The following is a 15,272-nucleotide window of genomic DNA, read 5'->3' as shown; positions in this document are numbered from 1 at the left end:
CGGCTCAGCCGCGTCCATGTTCGGCTCCCCGCTGCGCCAGCAGCACACCGAAATCCGCCGCCGGCAAGGGACGGCTGAACAGGAAGCCCTGCCCCTCGTCGCACAGCCGCTCGCGCAGAAAGCTCAGTTGCACCTGGTCCTCCACCCCTTCGGCCACCACGCGCTGGCCCAGGCTCGAGCCCATCGCGATCACGGCGCTGACGATGACGCCGTCGCCGGGCGCCCCGGCGATATCGCGCACGAAGGACTGGTCTATCTTCAGCACGTCGATGGGGAACTGGTTCAAATAGCTCAGGCTGGAATAACCGGTGCCGAAATCATCGACCGCCAGCATCACGCCGACATCCTTGAGTTCGCGCAGCACGGCGGCGCTGTTGGCGGCGTCGTGCATCAGCACCCCTTCGGTGATCTCCAGCTCCAGCTTTGCCGGCGGCAAACCGGTCTCGGCCAGCACGCTGCGCAGGCAGGCCAGGAAGGCGCCGTGGCGGAATTCGAGCGCCGAAATGTTGACCGAGACGGTACCGGAAACCAGCCCCGCTGCTTCCCAGCGCATGGCTTGCAGGCAGGCTTCGCGCAGCACCCACTGGCCTATCTCGACGATCAAGCCGCACTCCTCGGCGATCGGGATGAAACGCGCCGGCGATACCAGGCCGTGCTCGGGGTGGTTCCAGCGCAGCAACGCCTCGGCGCCGGTGATGGTGCCGCTGGCCAGGGCGACGCGCGGCTGATAGTACAGCTCGAACTGCCCCAGCTGCAAAGCCTGGTGCAGGTCGGCCTCGATGCGCTGGCGCGCGATGGCGCGCGTGTTCATCTCGGCATGATAGAAATAGCAGCTGTCGCGCCCGCTGCGCTTGCCGTGATACATGGCGACGTCGGCGTTGCGTATCAGCGTTTCGGCGTCTTCGCCATCCTCCGGATACATGCTGACGCCGATGGTCACGCCGATGTAGGCGGTGTCGGCGCCCATCTGGTACGGTTCGGCGATCGCGCGGCGCATCTTGTCGGTGATGTCGGACACGGCGCGCTCGTTGGCCACATCGGACAGCAGCACCACGAACTCGTCGCCGCCCTGGCGGCAGGCGGTGTCGGTGGCCCGCACGGCGGCCAGCAGCCGCTGCCCCACCGTCTGCAGCAGCAGGTCGCCCACGGCGTGGCCGAGCGAATCGTTGATGACCTTGAAGCGGTCGAGGTCGGCGAACAGCACCGCCAGCCGCGTACCTTGCCGCTTGGCAATGGCAATCGCCTGCGCCAGGCGCTCCGTCAGCAAGGCGCGGTTGGGCAAGTCGGTCAGGAAATCGTGGTGGGCCATGTGCCCCATCAGGTCCTTGGCGCGCTGCACTTCCTCGGTCATCGTTTGCGCCTGCAGGGCCGTGATGATCAGGTGTTCGTTGGCCTGCCGCAGTTTGACGATATGACTTTCCTGCGTACGCTGCAGACTGTCGGCGGCGCGCAAGTGCTGCTCCTGGCGCAGCGCCGCCTCCTCGCGCAGGCCGACCGTGCGTTCGCGCCGCTGGATGCTGACCTCCCTGTCGTCGGCGGTCCGGTCGCGGATGCCTGCCAGCGTTTCGCGCGCGGTCACCAGTTCCTCCCGCGCGGACAGCAGGCCGTCGCGGACCTGGCCGCCCACCCGCCTGTCGTGCAGGCTGTCGCGCCCGCCAAAGCGGCGTTCGGCGATGAGGGCGTCGTTATTCTCGGACATGGCGCGCTCGCATGGTCAGGTGGCCAATCGGCCGGCGGACTCCCGGAACCCTGGGCGCTTCCAGACAGCATCGAGAACGCCGGCTAGCAGGCGCTCGCCGACCAGCACCAGCAGCAAGTCGTAGAACGTTGCAAACAGCGCCCGGCTTGCTGCCAGCCCCACGTCCGGCGCCTGCTCCTCAAGCGTGATCGCCAGCTTCACGGCCAGTTCGCCGAAATCCATTTTCAGCAGGCCAGCGGCGGCCGGCGGCGGCGACAGCCAAGGGAACAGGTCGCCGCGGATAGAGAGGCAGCGGGCGAACAAGGCGGAAAATCCGCTGTCGCCAACTATGGGCGCCAGCTCCGATCTCAGGGCCAGCCAGAGCGGCAGAAAGCGCCGCGACAGCGGCTGCCCTGTGGCGGGCTGCAGCCAGGCCAGTATTTTGTTGGGGTATTCACCGTCCGTCGCCATGATCCATCCCATCCAGAACTGCAAACGACCCATAACGATGCTGTTCATCAGGATGGCGATAGTCGGCATACGCCGCAGTTTTCGAGCAGCAAGGAATTTACTATAAGACAATTTCAGCTTGCGTGGCGTTCATTTGCAAAACTAAATCAACAAGCCGCCCGTGGGCGGCTTGTTTGCAACTACTTCCTGTTTGCAACTACTTCTTGTCGGGCGCAGGGGCCGGAGCGGGTTCCGGCTTGGCCGGCGCCGCCGGCGTACTGTCCTCGAAGGTCGGAATCTGGAACTCCGGCTCCGCGCCTTGCGGATTGTCGCCGGCCGGGCGTTCGATATTCAGGTCGCCGCTTTGCACCGTGCCCGGCGTGCCCCGGTCGAGGAAGACCGTCACCGTCTGCGGGAAGATCGCTACCAGCAGCACCATGATCATCTGCAGGCCCACCCATGGCAAGGCGCCCCAATAGATGTCCGAACTTTTGACTTCCTTGGGCGCCACGCCGCGCAGGTAGAACAGCGCGAAACCAAACGGCGGATGCATGAAGGAGGTCTGCATGTTCACGCACAGCATGACGCCGAACCAGACCAGCGAGGCCGAGGCCGCCGCTTCCGGACTGCCCATGATGCCCTCCAGCTCGGGCGCCAGTATCTTTTGCGCCACCGGCGCAAGCATCGGCACGACGATGAAGGCGATCTCGAAGAAGTCCAGGAAGAAGGCCAGGAAGAACACGAACAGGTTGACCACCAGCAGGAAGCCGATCCAGCCGCCCGGAATGCCGGTGAACAGGTGCTCGACCCAGCGGCCGCCGTCCACGCCCTGGAACACGACCGAGAAGCAGGTCGAGCCGATCAGGATGAACACCACCATCGCGGTCAGGCGCATGGTGGACTGGTAGCTCAGCTTGATCAATTCGCGCAGCGGATTGATGCGCCAGGCGCGCACGATCAGCCACACCACGGCGACGTAGAGCACCGCCAGCGCGGCTTGCACGAAAGGCTTGGCGACCGGCGCCAGGCCCGTCAGCTTGTCATAGTAGAAGGTGCCGATCAGCGCGGCGAGCACCATCGCGGCCATGCCGGCGCGGAAGACGATCTTGTCGCGGGCGTTGAACTCCGGGTGGCGTAACACCGCCAGGATGACGGCGCCCAGCGCGCCCATGGCGCCCGACTCGGTCGGCGTGGCGATGCCCAGCATCATGGTGCCCAGCACCATGAAGATCAGCACGGCGGCCGGCACGATGCCGCGCAGGCATTGCTGCCACAGCGGCCAGCCTTCCAGCGTCTTTTCGTCGCGCGGAGCGGCCGGCAGCCAGTCCGGGCGCACCCGCGACAGGATGAAGGTGTACAGCGCGAACAGGAAGATCTGCACCAGCGACGGGCCCCATGCACCGAGGTACATGCTGCCCACGTCGGCGCTGGCGGTCTGGGTTTTCAGCTGGTCGGCCAGCACCACCAGGACCAGCGACGGCGGCACCAGTTGCGTGATGGTGCCCGACGCGGCCAGCACGCCGGTGGCGTAGCGCATGTGGTAGCCGTAACGCATCATCACCGGCAGCGAAATCATCGCCATGGCGATCACCTGCGCCGCCACCGTGCCCGTGATGGCGCCCAGGATGAAGCCGACGATGATGACCGAATAGCCCAGGCCGCCGCGCATCTTGCCGAACAGCTGGCCCATCGAGTCCAGCATGTCTTCGGCCAGGCGGCATTTTTCAAGCACCGCCCCCATGAAGGTGAAGAAGGGAATCGCCAATAACAGGTCATTGGCCAGCACGCTGCCGAAAATACGCTGCGGCACCGCCTGCATGAAGGCAACGCCGAAGAAGCCTTGCTGCATGGAGATCAGGCCGAAGAACAGGCCCACCGCCAGCAGCGAGAACGCCACCGGGAAGCCGACCAGCATAAACACTACCAAGCCGCCGAACATCAGCGGCGGCATCAACTCGAGAGGAATCATTGCACTGGCCTTTCATACTTGCTATCCAGATGGGCTTTGCCGGCCAGTGCGGCGAGGCGTTTGATCAGTTCGGACACGCCCTGCACCGTCAGCATCGCGAAACCGAGGGGAACGATGATTTTGATCGGGTAGCGCGGCAGGCCGCCCGAATTGCTGGACTGTTCGAGCACATCCCACGAGGGCAGGAACAGCGAATACCAGGACAGCCACGCGAACAGCAAGCAGGCCGGGAACAGGAAGAAGATGATGCCGAACACGTCGATCCACATCTGCTTGCGTTCCGATACGTGGCCGTAGACCAGGTCCACGCGCACGTGTTCGTTGCGCTGGAAAGTGTAGCTGGCGCCCAGCATGACGGCGGCGCCGAACAGATACCACTGCAGTTCGAGCAGCCAGTTGTTACTCCAGTCGAAGCCGTAACGTATCATCGCGTTGCTGGCGCTGATGACGCATGAGGCCAGTATCATCAGACTGGCCAGTTGTCCGCAGCGGTAGCCTATCTTGTCCAGCCAGTGCGAAATGCGGAGTAGTCCTTGCATAAGTTGTCCCGGGTATTGTTCATATAAAACGATTGTTGCTTGCGATCTTACCCGAATATTCCACCGTTGGTAATTGCCGGGGCCACCGTTTTTCATAGGTAAACCTGTGCAGGCCGTGCTGCTGCCGGCGGTAGTGTTGCAAAACAACAGTCCGGCAGCCCGTTCCAGCCGCGGCGATCCCCGTTCGCTTGCCTGCGGAGAAACCGACAGTAAAACTTGCGCTGTGTTACTGTGTCGACACGGCAATCGTTCAGCCGCCTCTGCTACCCACCTAGTTGACGACTGGAATCAGGAATCCTGACATGTCCGGTCTTAACGGCCCCCAACAAAACCACCTGCTGTCCGCCCTGCCGAACGCTGAATTCGCGCGCCTGTCGCCCCACCTCGAACTGGTCGCCATGCGCCTGGGCGACGTGCTGTACGAGCCCGGCGGCAAGCTCACCCATGTCTATTTCCCCACCACGGCCATCGTTTCGCTGCACTATTTGCTCGAAAACGGCGGATCGTCCGAAATCGCCGGCGTCGGCAACGAGGGCGTACTGGGCATTGCCCTGTTCATGGGCGGGGACACCACGCCCAGCCGCGCCGTGGTGCAAACCGGCGGCCACGGCTACCGGCTGCGTTCCAGCCTGCTGCTCGAGGAGTTCAACCGTGCCGGCCCGGCGATGCGCTTGCTGCTGCGCTACACGCAGGCGCTGCTGACGCAAATGTCGCAGACCGCCGTGTGCAACCGCCACCATACTTTGCACCAGCAACTGTGCCGCTGGCTGCTGCTGACCCTGGACCGCCTGGGCGACAAGGAACTGACCATGACGCAGGAGCTGATCGCCAGCATGCTGGGCGTGCGGCGCGAAGGCGTCACCGAGGCCGCCGGGCGCCTGCAGGGCTTGGGCTACATCAGCTACCGGCGCGGCCACATCACCGTGCTGGACCGCGCGGGACTGGAGTCGGAGGTCTGCGAGTGCTACCAGGTGGTCAAGACCGAGTTTGCGCGCCTGCTGTCCGACGTGCGGCAGAACCGGAGTTGATCATGCACCTTAGACAGAAGACCCCCACCGAACGCCTGCTGCTGGGCGGTTTCGGCATTACCCTGCTGGTGCTGCTGACGATCTTCGCGGTGGTGCGGACCGGCGGGCTGGACCAAGCGACCGGCCTCAACCTGGCCGGCAACGCTGCGCTGGCCGGGGCCCTCTTCCTGGTCGGCATCTATCTGCGCATCATGTGGATGATGCGCAACCGCAATCTGGTGCTGCACGGCCAGCAGCAACTGCTCAAGGCCGACGCGCTGCAGCACGCCATCTTCAACAGCGCCAATTTCTCCAGCATCGCCACCGACGCGCAAGGCGTGATCCAGCTGTTTAACGTCGGCGCCGAGCGCATGCTGGGTTACCAGGCCGTCGACGTGGTGAACCGCATTACCCCGGCCGGCATTTCGGACGCCGACGAACTGGTAGCGCGCGCCGCTTCCTTGAGCGAGGAGCTGGGCACTGTCATTACGCCGGGCTTCGAGGCGCTGGTGTTCAAGGCCTCGCGCGGCATCGAGGACATTTATGAGCTGACCTATATCCGCAAGGACGGCACGCGCCTGCCGGCTATCGTCTCGGTCAGTCCGCTGCGCGACGGGCGCGACCACGTGATCGGCTATTTGCTGATGGGCACCGACAACACCGCCCGCAAGCAGGCAGAGGCGGTGCAAGCCGTGCTCGACCAGCGGCTGCGCGACCAGCAGAATGCGCTGCAGGAAACCAACGTCGAGCTGGAAAAGGCGCGCGCCACGGCAGACAAGGCCAACCGCGCCAAGTCCGAGTTTCTGTCGAGCATGAGCCATGAACTGCGCACGCCGCTCAACGCGGTGCTCGGTTTCGCCCAGCTGCTGTCGTCGGAAAAACCGCCGCCGCCGCTGCGCCAGCAGCGTTCGCTGGACCAGATCATGAAGGCGGGCTGGTATCTGCTGCGCCTGATTAACGAGATCCTGGACCTGGCCATGATCGAGTCCGGCCGCGTGACCATGTCGCAAGAGTCGATGTGCCTGGTCGACGTGCTGAAGGATTGCCATTCCATGGTGGCACCGCTGGCGCAAAAGCGTGGCGTCACCATGTATTTCCCGGAGGCCGACCAGACCCTGTTCGCCCATGCCGACCGCACCCGCGTCAAGCAGGTGATGATCAACCTGCTGTCGAACGCCATCAAGTACAACCGCCCGGGCGGCAGCGTGACCGTGCGCTGCGCCGCCGTGGAGAACAGCGTACGGGTCAGCGTCGACGACACCGGCGAAGGCTTGACAGAAGAGCAGCTCGGCCAGCTGTTCCAGCCCTTCAACCGCCTCGGCCGCAACGACAGCAGCGAGGAAGGGACCGGCATCGGCCTGGTGGTCACGCGTCAGTTGATGGAACTGATGAGCGGCACCATAGGCGTCGACAGCGAACCGGGCGTGGGCACCACGTTCTGGATCGAACTGCCGGCCAGCACCGCGCCGGTGATCGACGTGGCGGCCTATACCGCCCAGCCGACGCAAGGTCCATCGACCTCATCGGCGCCGCGCACGCTGCTCTACGTGGAGGACAATCCCGCCAACCTGAGCCTGGTCGAGCAACTGGTGGAGCGGCGCGGAGACTTGAGGCTGTTGACCGCCATCGACGGCAGCCTGGGCTTGCAGCTGGCGCGCACCTGCCTGCCGGACATGATCCTGATGGATATCAACCTGCCCGGCATCAGCGGCTACGGCTGCCTGAAGATATTGCAGACCGAGGCGGCCACCGCGCGCATCCCGGTGGTGGCGCTGTCGGCCAACGCGGTGCCGCGCGACGTCGAGCGTGGCATCGAGGCCGGCTTCTTCCGCTATCTCACCAAACCGATCAATGTCGTCGAATTCATGGATACGCTCGACATTGCTTTGCAATATGCGCAGGACAATAAGTTGGAAAATAAGTTGGAAAACAAGGTTGAACATCATGATTGAAGCATCCGCCATCCTCAACGCCAGCATCCTGATCGTCGACGACCAGGATGCCAATGTCATGCTGCTCGAGCAGATGCTCGGCAACGCTGGCTATCAGCACGTCACCTCCTGCACCGACCCCTTCCAGGTGCGCGCGCTGCACATGGAGCACGCCTACGACCTGATCCTGCTGGACCTGCAAATGCCGGGCCTGGACGGCTTCGGCGTGATGGCCGGGCTGCAGGACATCGAGCCGGACTTCTACGTGCCGGTGCTGGTCGTCACCGCCCAGCCCGACCAGAAGCTGCGCGCCCTGCAGGCCGGCGCGCGCGACTTCGTCAGCAAACCCTATGAACTGGTGGAGCTGGAGACGCGCATCCGCAACATGCTTGAAGTGCGCCTGCTGCACCGCCGCCTGAACCACTACAACCAGCAACTTGAGTTCACGGTACAGGAACGCACCGCCGAGCTGCGCGCCAGCGAGGCGCGCTTCCAGCGCTTCACCGAACTGTCCTCGGACTGGTACTGGGAGCAGGACGCCGAGGGCGTGCTGGTCTGCAGCGCGGGCGACGCGGCCGGCATGCTCGGCCTTGAACAAGGTCCAGGCCAGCCGGCCGGCGCATGGGACCCGGCCGAGCGTGCCGCGCTGGAGGACAATATCGCCGACCGCAAGCCCTTCCTCGACCTGATCTGCAGCCGCATGACCGCGCGCGGCGTCAAACAGTACGTCGAGGTGAGCGGCGAGCCCATGTTCGACACCGGCGGGCGCTTCAGCGGCTTCCGCGGCGTGGGCCGCGACATCACCCATCTGCTGTCGGCGCTGCCGAACCCAGGGGGCCGCTAGCGGCGGCGGCACGCCATCGTGGGCACGCCGGCCCGACTGGGCGCCATCGCCCAGGCTGCTACGCCCCGGCAGGCCGCGCAGCCTAGGCGGCGCGGGCGCGGCAATACTGGTCGCGCCCGCGCCGTTTAGACTCGTACATCGCCGCGTCGCCTGCGCACAACAGGGCCGCAGCGTCGTGACCGTCGTCCGGATACAGCGCCAGCCCGATACTGGCCGAGACCAGCGCGTTGGCGCCACCGCATACGGCGATGGGCTCGCGCACCGACAGCAGCGCACGGCGCACGATGTCCTCCGCAATGCCGGGCTGGGCCGGATCCAGGTCCGGCAGCAGCAACAGGAATTCGTCGCCGCCCAGGCGCGCGACGGTATCGTTGGCGCGCACCACGCGCTGCAGCCGCGCCGCCACCTCGACCAGCACAGCGTCGCCGGCGGCGTGCCCTAGTGAGTCGTTTACTTCCTTGAAACCATCCAGGTCGATTGCGCCCACCGCCACCGTGCAGCCGCTGCGCGCGGCCCGCGCCAGCCCTTGTTCCAGGCGATCGGCCAGCAAACGCCGGTTAGGCAAGCCTGTCAGAGGATCGGCGTGGGCGACCCGTTCGATCTCTTCCTGCCGCAGGCGCTCATCGGTGATGTCGGCGAACAGGGCGATATAGTGGCTGACGCGGCCGTCGCAGTCGCGCACCTCGGTGATGGTCACATGCGCGGCGAACAACACGCCGTCGCGGCGCCGGTCCCACAGTTGCCCCTGCCAGTAGCCTTGCTCGGCGATGGTTTGCCACATGCCCTGGTAATAGGCGCGGTCCTGCCTGCCCGAGCGCAGGATGCTGGTGCGCTGGCCGAGCAATTCGCTGCGCGCATAGCCGCTCATGGCGATAAAAGCCGGATTGACGTCGATGATGCGCTGGTCGGCATCGGCCAGCACGATGCCCTCGGCGGCGGCGTTGAACACGCTGGCAGCCAGTTGCAGGCGGCGCGCATCCGCCTTGCCGGCCTCCAGCAGGCGCTTGAGATGCCAGGCCGTCGTTGTCGCGGCCAACAGGGAAGCGGCGATGCCCACGCCGAACAACCAAGCCGCCTTACCGCGTCCGCCAGCCATAGCCATACCGCCTCCCTTCGTGCTCTACGCTATTATGCGCCGCGCGCAACCGTCCGCATCAAAGCCTGGCCGTCTTTTTTCACGTGAAAATTGATCTGGATCAAGGCAGCAGGGCGAACCGCTGCGCAGACTGTCGGCACACGGTCGCGCGCACCCGCCGGCGCTCGACCGACTGCCGAGGAGACCCCATGTTCAAACATATATTGCTGCCCACCGACGGCTCGCCCGCCTCCGAAGCGGCAGTGCGTGCCGCCCTGTCGCTGGCGGCGGAGACCGGCGCCAAGATCACTGCCGTGCATGTGCTGCCGGACGCCCATGTGTTCAGCTACGCGCCAGAGATCGAAGATGCCGCGCGCCAGGTGTTTGCGCGCGACGGCACCACGCACGCCGACAAGCTGCTGGCCGACGTCGCCGAAGCGTCCGCCGCGCGCGGCATCGGCTGCGACTGCGTGCTGGCGCGCGGCGACCGGCCCCACCGCAAGATCCTGGAGACAGCGCTGGCGCGCCGCTGCGACCTGATCGCCACGGCCAGCTGGGGCTGACCGGTGTGCTGCTGGGCAGCGAGACGCACAAGGTGCTGGTGCACAGCCCGGTTCCCGTGCTGGTGTTCCGCGCCGAATAGGGCTCAAGCACATAGCGCGTCTACACCGTCCCGCAACGCTCATAAAGATGATTACATTGCCGGACCGGTTGACACTGAAGAGGGGACTCCCGATACTCGGAGCCCATTCCAACCCGCCCGGCAATCCGCAACCATGGCTGTCATCACAGAGATCGAAGACCTGCGCCTGCAGGCAAAACGGCGCGTCGCCAAAGCCATTTTCGGCTACGTCGACTCGGGCTCCTACACGCAAGGCACGATGCGCGCCAACAAAAGCGACCTGGAGGCGATCCACCTGCGCCAGCGCGTCGCCGTCAACGTCGACCACCGCAACACCGCCACCACGCTGGCCGGCCAGCACGCCGCCATGCCGGTGGCGCTGGCGCCGGTCGGCCTGACCGGCCTGAACTACGGCGACGGCGAAATCCTGGCGGCGCAGGCGGCCGAGGAATTCGGCGTCCCCTTCACGCTCACCACGATGAGCATCTGCTCCATCGAAGACGTGGCGGCCGCCACCAGCAAGCCGTTCTGGTTCCAGCTTTATGTGATGCGCGACCGGGCCTTCGCCGCCGACCTGATCGCCCGCGCCAAAGCCGCCAAGTGCTCGGCCCTGGTGCTGACACTGGACCTGCAAATCCTCGGCCAGCGCCACGCCGACCTGCGCAACGGGTTGACCGTGCCGCCGCGCCCCACCCTGTCCAACATCGTCGACATGATGCGCAAGCCTTCGTGGTGCGCCAGCGTCCTCATGGGCAAGCGCAAGACCTTCGGCAACCTCGACGGCCACGTCAAAGGCGCGCAGGGCCTGTCCACGCTGATGGCCTGGGTCGGCCAGCAGTTCGACCCGACCTTGAGCTGGGCGGACGTGGAGTGGGTGCGCAAGCAGTGGGACGGCAAGCTGATACTGAAAGGCGTGCTCGATGCGGAGGACGCGAAACTGGCAGCCCGTAGCGGCGCGGACGCCATCGTCGTGTCCAACCACGGCGGGCGCCAGCTGGACGGCGCCATGAGCTCCATCCGCGCGCTGCCGGACGCGCTGGAGGCGGTACACGCCGTCAACCCGGATGTGGAGGTATGGATGGACGGTGGCATCCGTTCGGGCCAGGACATCCTGAAAGCCTGCGCCATGGGCGCGCGCGGCGTAATGGCGGGACGCAGCTACATCTACGGCCTGGGCGCGATGGGCAAGCCAGGCGTCACCCTGGCGCTGGAAATCATGCGCAAGGAACTGGATGTGTCGATGGCGCTGTCCGGCATCCGCGACATCCGCGAAGCGAACCGCTCGCACATCGTGCTACCCAAACACTGGTAAAGGGAGCCGCCGTTCGCGCGCCCGCGCACAGGACTGGTCAACTTCCTGATTGTTTTTTGCGCGCCGTGCGCCGGCGGGTGAGCAGCACCTAGAATACGGCGACACCATAAATACTCGAAGAGACAATGACTACTCCCCTGCTCGCGGCGCCTCGCGCCGCCACCCTGGCGCTGCTGCTGGCCAGTTTCTCCACCCTGGCCGTGGCCGGGACCGGCGGCCGCGTCACCACCAGCTTCGATCCCGGCTGGCGCTTCCAGAAGGCCGAAGTCAAAGGCGCCGAGCAGCCCGCCTTCAGCGACGCCAAGTGGCGCAGCCTGGCCGTACCGCACGACTGGAGCATAGAAGGGCCTTACGACCAGGCCAACCCCACCGGCCGCGGCGGCGGCTATCTGCCGGCGGGCATAGGATGGTACCGCAAGCAGTTCGCGCTGCCCGCGTCCGAAGCCAAACGCCGCGTGCGCATCGAATTCGACGGTGTCATGGCCAACAGCGATGTCTGGATCAACGGCCATCACCTCGGCAAGCGCCCTTACGGCTACAGCAGCTTCAGTTACGACCTGACCGGCCACCTGAAATTTGGCAAGGGCCAGACCAACGTCATCGCCGTCCGCGCGGACAACGAGGTGCAGCCGGCGTCGCGCTATTACACCGGCGCGGGCATCTATCGCCATGTGCGCCTGGTCAGTACCGAAGCTGTGCATTTCGGCGAAGGCGGCGTGTTTGTCAGCGCAAGCGATGCCGGCGCGGACAGCGCGACGATGCGCATCCAGTCCGACGTGGCTAGCAAGGCTGCGGCGACGGGAGAATACACGCTGCAGGTCGTCATCTACGACCCGAGCGGCAAAGTGGTGCAGACCGCCGAAACCCGTCAGACCGTGGCGGCCGGCCAGTCCGCCGAATTTGTGCAGAACGTCACCGTGGCGTCGCCGCAGCGCTGGTCGCTTGAACAGCCGCAGCTCTACCGCGCCGTTTCCACGCTCCGCAGCGGCAGCACCGTGCTGGATGAACAGACCACCAGGTTCGGCATCCGCGACATCAAGTTCGACGCGGCAAGCGGTTTTTGGCTGAACGGCGTGAACCTGAAAATCAAGGGAGTCTGCCTGCACCATGACGCCGGCGCGCTGGGCGCGGCCGTGCCGCTGGATGCGTGGCGCCGCCGGTTCGAGCTGCTGCGCGAAGCCGGCGTGAACGCCATCCGCACCGCGCACAACCCGGTAGCCCCGGAGTTCCTGGACCTGGCCGACCAGATGGGATTCCTGGTGCTGGACGAGTCCTTCGATACCTGGAACGAGGCCAAGCCCAATGGCGAGCAAGGCTACAACCGCTTCTTTACCAAGTGGTGGGAAGCCGATACGCGCGCAATGGTCATCCGCGACCGCAACCACCCCAGCATCGTGCTGTACAGCGTGGGCAACGAAATCCACGACAACCTGAACAACCCGGAAGGCTTCCAGAAGTATAAGCGGCAGCAAGACCTGGTGCACGAGCTGGACCCGAGCCGTCCTGTCACCATGGCGCTGTTCCGGCCCCACCTGTCCAAGGTGTACGAGAACGGCTTCGTCGAAACCATGGACATCGTCGGCCAAAACTACCGCGAGAACGAACTGGTGGCGGCGCACAAGGCCAATCCCAAGCGCAAGGTCATCGGTACCGAGAACGGCCATACGCTGGCCGCCTGGCTGGCCATGCGCGACAACGCCTTCATCGCCGGCCAGTTCCTGTGGGTGGGCTTCGACTACCTCGGCGAGAACGACTGGCCGGCCACCACCTACGACCAGGGGCTGTTCGACCGCGCCGGCAACTGGAAGCCGCGCGGCTTCCAGCGCCAGAGCTGGTGGTCGGCCAAGCCGATGGTGCGCGTTGTGCGCAAGCAGGACAACGGCGGTGCCGGCGCCTGGGTCGCAAACTGGACGCCAAGCGACTTCGGCACCTATGACGACGCCAAGATCGAGGTCTACAGCAATGCCGAGGAAGTGGAGCTGTTCCTGAACGGGAACTCGCTTGGCGCCAAAACAAAGCCCGCCAACGACAGCGCGCGCAACTGGGACGTGACCTTCGCCCCCGGCACGCTGCGCGCGGTGGCCCGCAATGGCGGCAAGGAAGTGGCGGCGGACGAGCTGAAATCGGCAGGCGCCCCATCACGCATCGTGCTCACCACCAACCGCGCCGAACTGACGCCGGACTTCGACTCGGCCGCCTACGTCACCGCGCAAGTGGTGGATGCAAACGGCGTGGTCAACCCCAATGTGAATACCGCCATCACCTTCACCGTGGCCGGTCCGGGCACGCTCGCAGGGGTGGACAACGGCAGCAACACCAGCCACGAGCCCTACCAGACCAACAAATGCAAGGTAGCGCAAGGCCAGTGCATCGCCATCGTCAAGGCCAGCGCGGCGGGCGCCGGCATCACGCTGAAAGCCAGCGCGCCGGGACTGGCCGACGGCAGCGTGAGCATTGCCAGCGCCGCCCCCGCAGCCGATGCGAAGCGGTAAGCGATGAATCCGACTATCAGCCGCTTGCTGCTGGCCGCGGCCAGCGTTCTCCCGGCCGCTGCCATTGCTGCGCCAGAAGGAAGCGATGCGCGCAAGTTCGACTTCAGTACGCAAGCGCCTGCCGCCGGCTACACCGCCGTGGCGCCCGGCACCGGGTACAGCGCCGGCCGTGGCTACGGCTACGAGCTTGGCGCAGCGCCGGGCAAGCCATCCTTCTTCTCGGTTGATCTGCCCGAAGGGAACTACAACGTCACCGTGACGCTGGGAGGAACGCCGGACGCGTCCACGACCACCATCAAGTCCGAGCTGCGGCGCTTGATGCTGGAAAACGTCCGCACCGCACCCGGCAAGACGGAGACCCGCACTTTCACGGTCAACGTCCGCACGCCGCAAATTCCCGCCGGCGCGGGCATCGCCGCTGGCGCCGTCAAGCTCAAGGCGCCGCGCGAGACGGTGCAGGAGGCATGGAACTGGGACCGCCGCCTGACCCTCGAGTTCAACGGCGCCAGCCCCGCCGTGCGCAGGATTGAAATCACGCCTGCGCAAACGCCGACCATCTTCCTGCTGGGCGACTCCACCGTGTGCGACCAGCCGAACGAACCCTACGCCAGTTGGGGCCAGATGCTGCCGCGCTTCCTGAAGCCGGGCATCGCGGTCGCCAACCATGGCGAGTCCGGCGAGACCTACCGCGACTCGCTGAGCCGGCGCCGCCTCGACAAAGTCCTCAGCGCCATGCGCCCCGGCGACACGGTGCTGATGCAGTTTGGCCACAACGACCAGAAACAGATCAAGGAAGGCAAAGGCGGCCCGTTCACCACGTATCAGGCCGAGATCAAACAGCACGTGGACGGCGTTCGTGCGCACGGCGGCGTGCCGGTCGTCATCTCCTCCATGGAGCGCCGGGCTTTCGATGCCGGCGGCAAGGTGATCCCGTCGCTGATCGACTACGCCGACGCGGCGCGCCAGTCCGCGCAAGAACTGGGCGTGGCCTTTATCGACCTCAACGCGATAAGCAAACCGTTTTACGAGGCGCTCGGCACGGAACAGTCCAAGGCCGCCTTCGCCGAACCGGAACCTGGCCGCACCGACAACACGCACCACAACAACTACGGCAGCTACGAGTTGGCGCAAGCGGTGGCAACCGGCCTGCGCCAGGCCGGCGTGCCCGCCGCCGCCTTCATCGCGGAAGGCTACGGCAACTTCGATCCCGCCAAGCCCGACCCGGTGGCGGCCTTCGCTGTCCCGCCCAGCCCCAACTTCAGCAACCAGCGCCCGCTGGGCGACGAGGCGCACGCCATACAAGCCGGCGCTGGTCCATCAGCTGCGCGCCAATAATTAACCACCGTCACCGGA

Annotated in this window: 12 protein-coding genes; 7 read left to right on the top strand and 5 right to left on the bottom strand. The window is 65.6% G+C overall.

Annotated features, from left to right (window positions below; translation table 11 throughout):
• Positions 1–4 precede the first annotated feature (4 nt).
• The 4 genes from ACSQ8Y_RS08845 to ACSQ8Y_RS08830 form a co-directional block, all read right to left on the bottom strand.
• A complete protein-coding gene (locus ACSQ8Y_RS08845) occupies positions 5–1,699 on the bottom strand; it encodes a putative bifunctional diguanylate cyclase/phosphodiesterase (protein ID WP_436266074.1) in 1,695 nt (564 codons plus the stop codon).
• Between the two features lie 15 nt (positions 1,700–1,714).
• A complete protein-coding gene (locus ACSQ8Y_RS08840) occupies positions 1,715–2,218 on the bottom strand; it encodes a hypothetical protein (RefSeq protein WP_436266073.1) in 504 nt (167 codons plus the stop codon).
• Between the two features lie 127 nt (positions 2,219–2,345).
• Complete coding sequence (locus tag ACSQ8Y_RS08835; RefSeq protein ID WP_436266072.1) at positions 2,346–4,097, bottom strand: TRAP transporter large permease; 1,752 nt, start codon at positions 4,095–4,097, stop codon at positions 2,346–2,348.
• Positions 4,094–4,636, bottom strand: coding sequence for a TRAP transporter small permease subunit (locus ACSQ8Y_RS08830; RefSeq protein ID WP_436266071.1), 543 nt, complete (start codon positions 4,634–4,636; stop codon positions 4,094–4,096). The genes ACSQ8Y_RS08835 and ACSQ8Y_RS08830 overlap by 4 nt, the downstream gene beginning before the upstream one ends.
• 302 nt (positions 4,637–4,938) lie before the next feature.
• Between ACSQ8Y_RS08830 and ACSQ8Y_RS08825 the strand changes: the two genes are divergently transcribed.
• From ACSQ8Y_RS08825 to ACSQ8Y_RS08815, 3 genes are all read left to right on the top strand, one after another.
• Positions 4,939–5,664, top strand: coding sequence for a Crp/Fnr family transcriptional regulator (locus ACSQ8Y_RS08825; RefSeq protein WP_436266069.1), 726 nt, complete (start codon positions 4,939–4,941; stop codon positions 5,662–5,664).
• Positions 5,665–5,855: 191 nt separating this feature from the next.
• Positions 5,856–7,595, top strand: coding sequence for a PAS domain-containing hybrid sensor histidine kinase/response regulator (locus ACSQ8Y_RS08820; RefSeq protein ID WP_436269790.1), 1,740 nt, complete (start codon positions 5,856–5,858; stop codon positions 7,593–7,595).
• The gene (locus tag ACSQ8Y_RS08815; RefSeq protein WP_436266068.1) at positions 7,588–8,418 is read left to right on the top strand and encodes a response regulator; all 831 of its coding nucleotides are present in this window, start codon (positions 7,588–7,590) and stop codon (positions 8,416–8,418) included. Before ACSQ8Y_RS08820 ends, ACSQ8Y_RS08815 begins: the two co-directional genes overlap by 8 nt.
• A gap of 82 nt (positions 8,419–8,500) precedes the next feature.
• Here the strand turns inward: ACSQ8Y_RS08815 and ACSQ8Y_RS08810 are convergent, their stop codons facing one another.
• Complete coding sequence (locus tag ACSQ8Y_RS08810; protein ID WP_436266067.1) at positions 8,501–9,520, bottom strand: diguanylate cyclase domain-containing protein; 1,020 nt, start codon at positions 9,518–9,520, stop codon at positions 8,501–8,503.
• 182 nt (positions 9,521–9,702) lie between these two features.
• On the opposite strand from ACSQ8Y_RS08810, the gene ACSQ8Y_RS08805 reads away from it, so the two are divergent.
• The 4 genes from ACSQ8Y_RS08805 (at position 9,703) to ACSQ8Y_RS08790 (ending at position 15,254) form a co-directional block, all read left to right on the top strand.
• Positions 9,703–10,056 (top strand): universal stress protein, encoded by a 354-nt coding sequence (locus ACSQ8Y_RS08805; RefSeq protein ID WP_436266066.1) that lies wholly within the window; start codon positions 9,703–9,705, stop codon positions 10,054–10,056.
• A gap of 213 nt (positions 10,057–10,269) precedes the next feature.
• The gene (locus tag ACSQ8Y_RS08800; RefSeq protein WP_436266065.1) at positions 10,270–11,427 is read left to right on the top strand and encodes an alpha-hydroxy acid oxidase; all 1,158 of its coding nucleotides are present in this window, start codon (positions 10,270–10,272) and stop codon (positions 11,425–11,427) included.
• 125 nt (positions 11,428–11,552) lie between these two features.
• Positions 11,553–13,919: a glycoside hydrolase family 2 TIM barrel-domain containing protein gene (locus ACSQ8Y_RS08795; RefSeq protein WP_436266064.1), complete on the top strand. Its 2,367-nt coding sequence runs from the start codon at positions 11,553–11,555 to the stop codon at positions 13,917–13,919.
• Between the two features lie 3 nt (positions 13,920–13,922).
• The gene (locus tag ACSQ8Y_RS08790) at positions 13,923–15,254 is read left to right on the top strand and encodes a rhamnogalacturonan acetylesterase (protein ID WP_436266063.1); all 1,332 of its coding nucleotides are present in this window, start codon (positions 13,923–13,925) and stop codon (positions 15,252–15,254) included.
• The last annotated feature ends 18 nt before the right edge of the window (positions 15,255–15,272 follow it).

Origin of the sequence: Pseudoduganella sp. LjRoot289 (genome assembly GCF_964252925.1) — a bacterium.
GTDB lineage: Bacteria > Pseudomonadota > Gammaproteobacteria > Burkholderiales > Burkholderiaceae_D > Rugamonas.
Note: the sequence above shows the minus strand (reverse complement) of the source record. Positions and strands in the feature narration are given on the sequence as shown.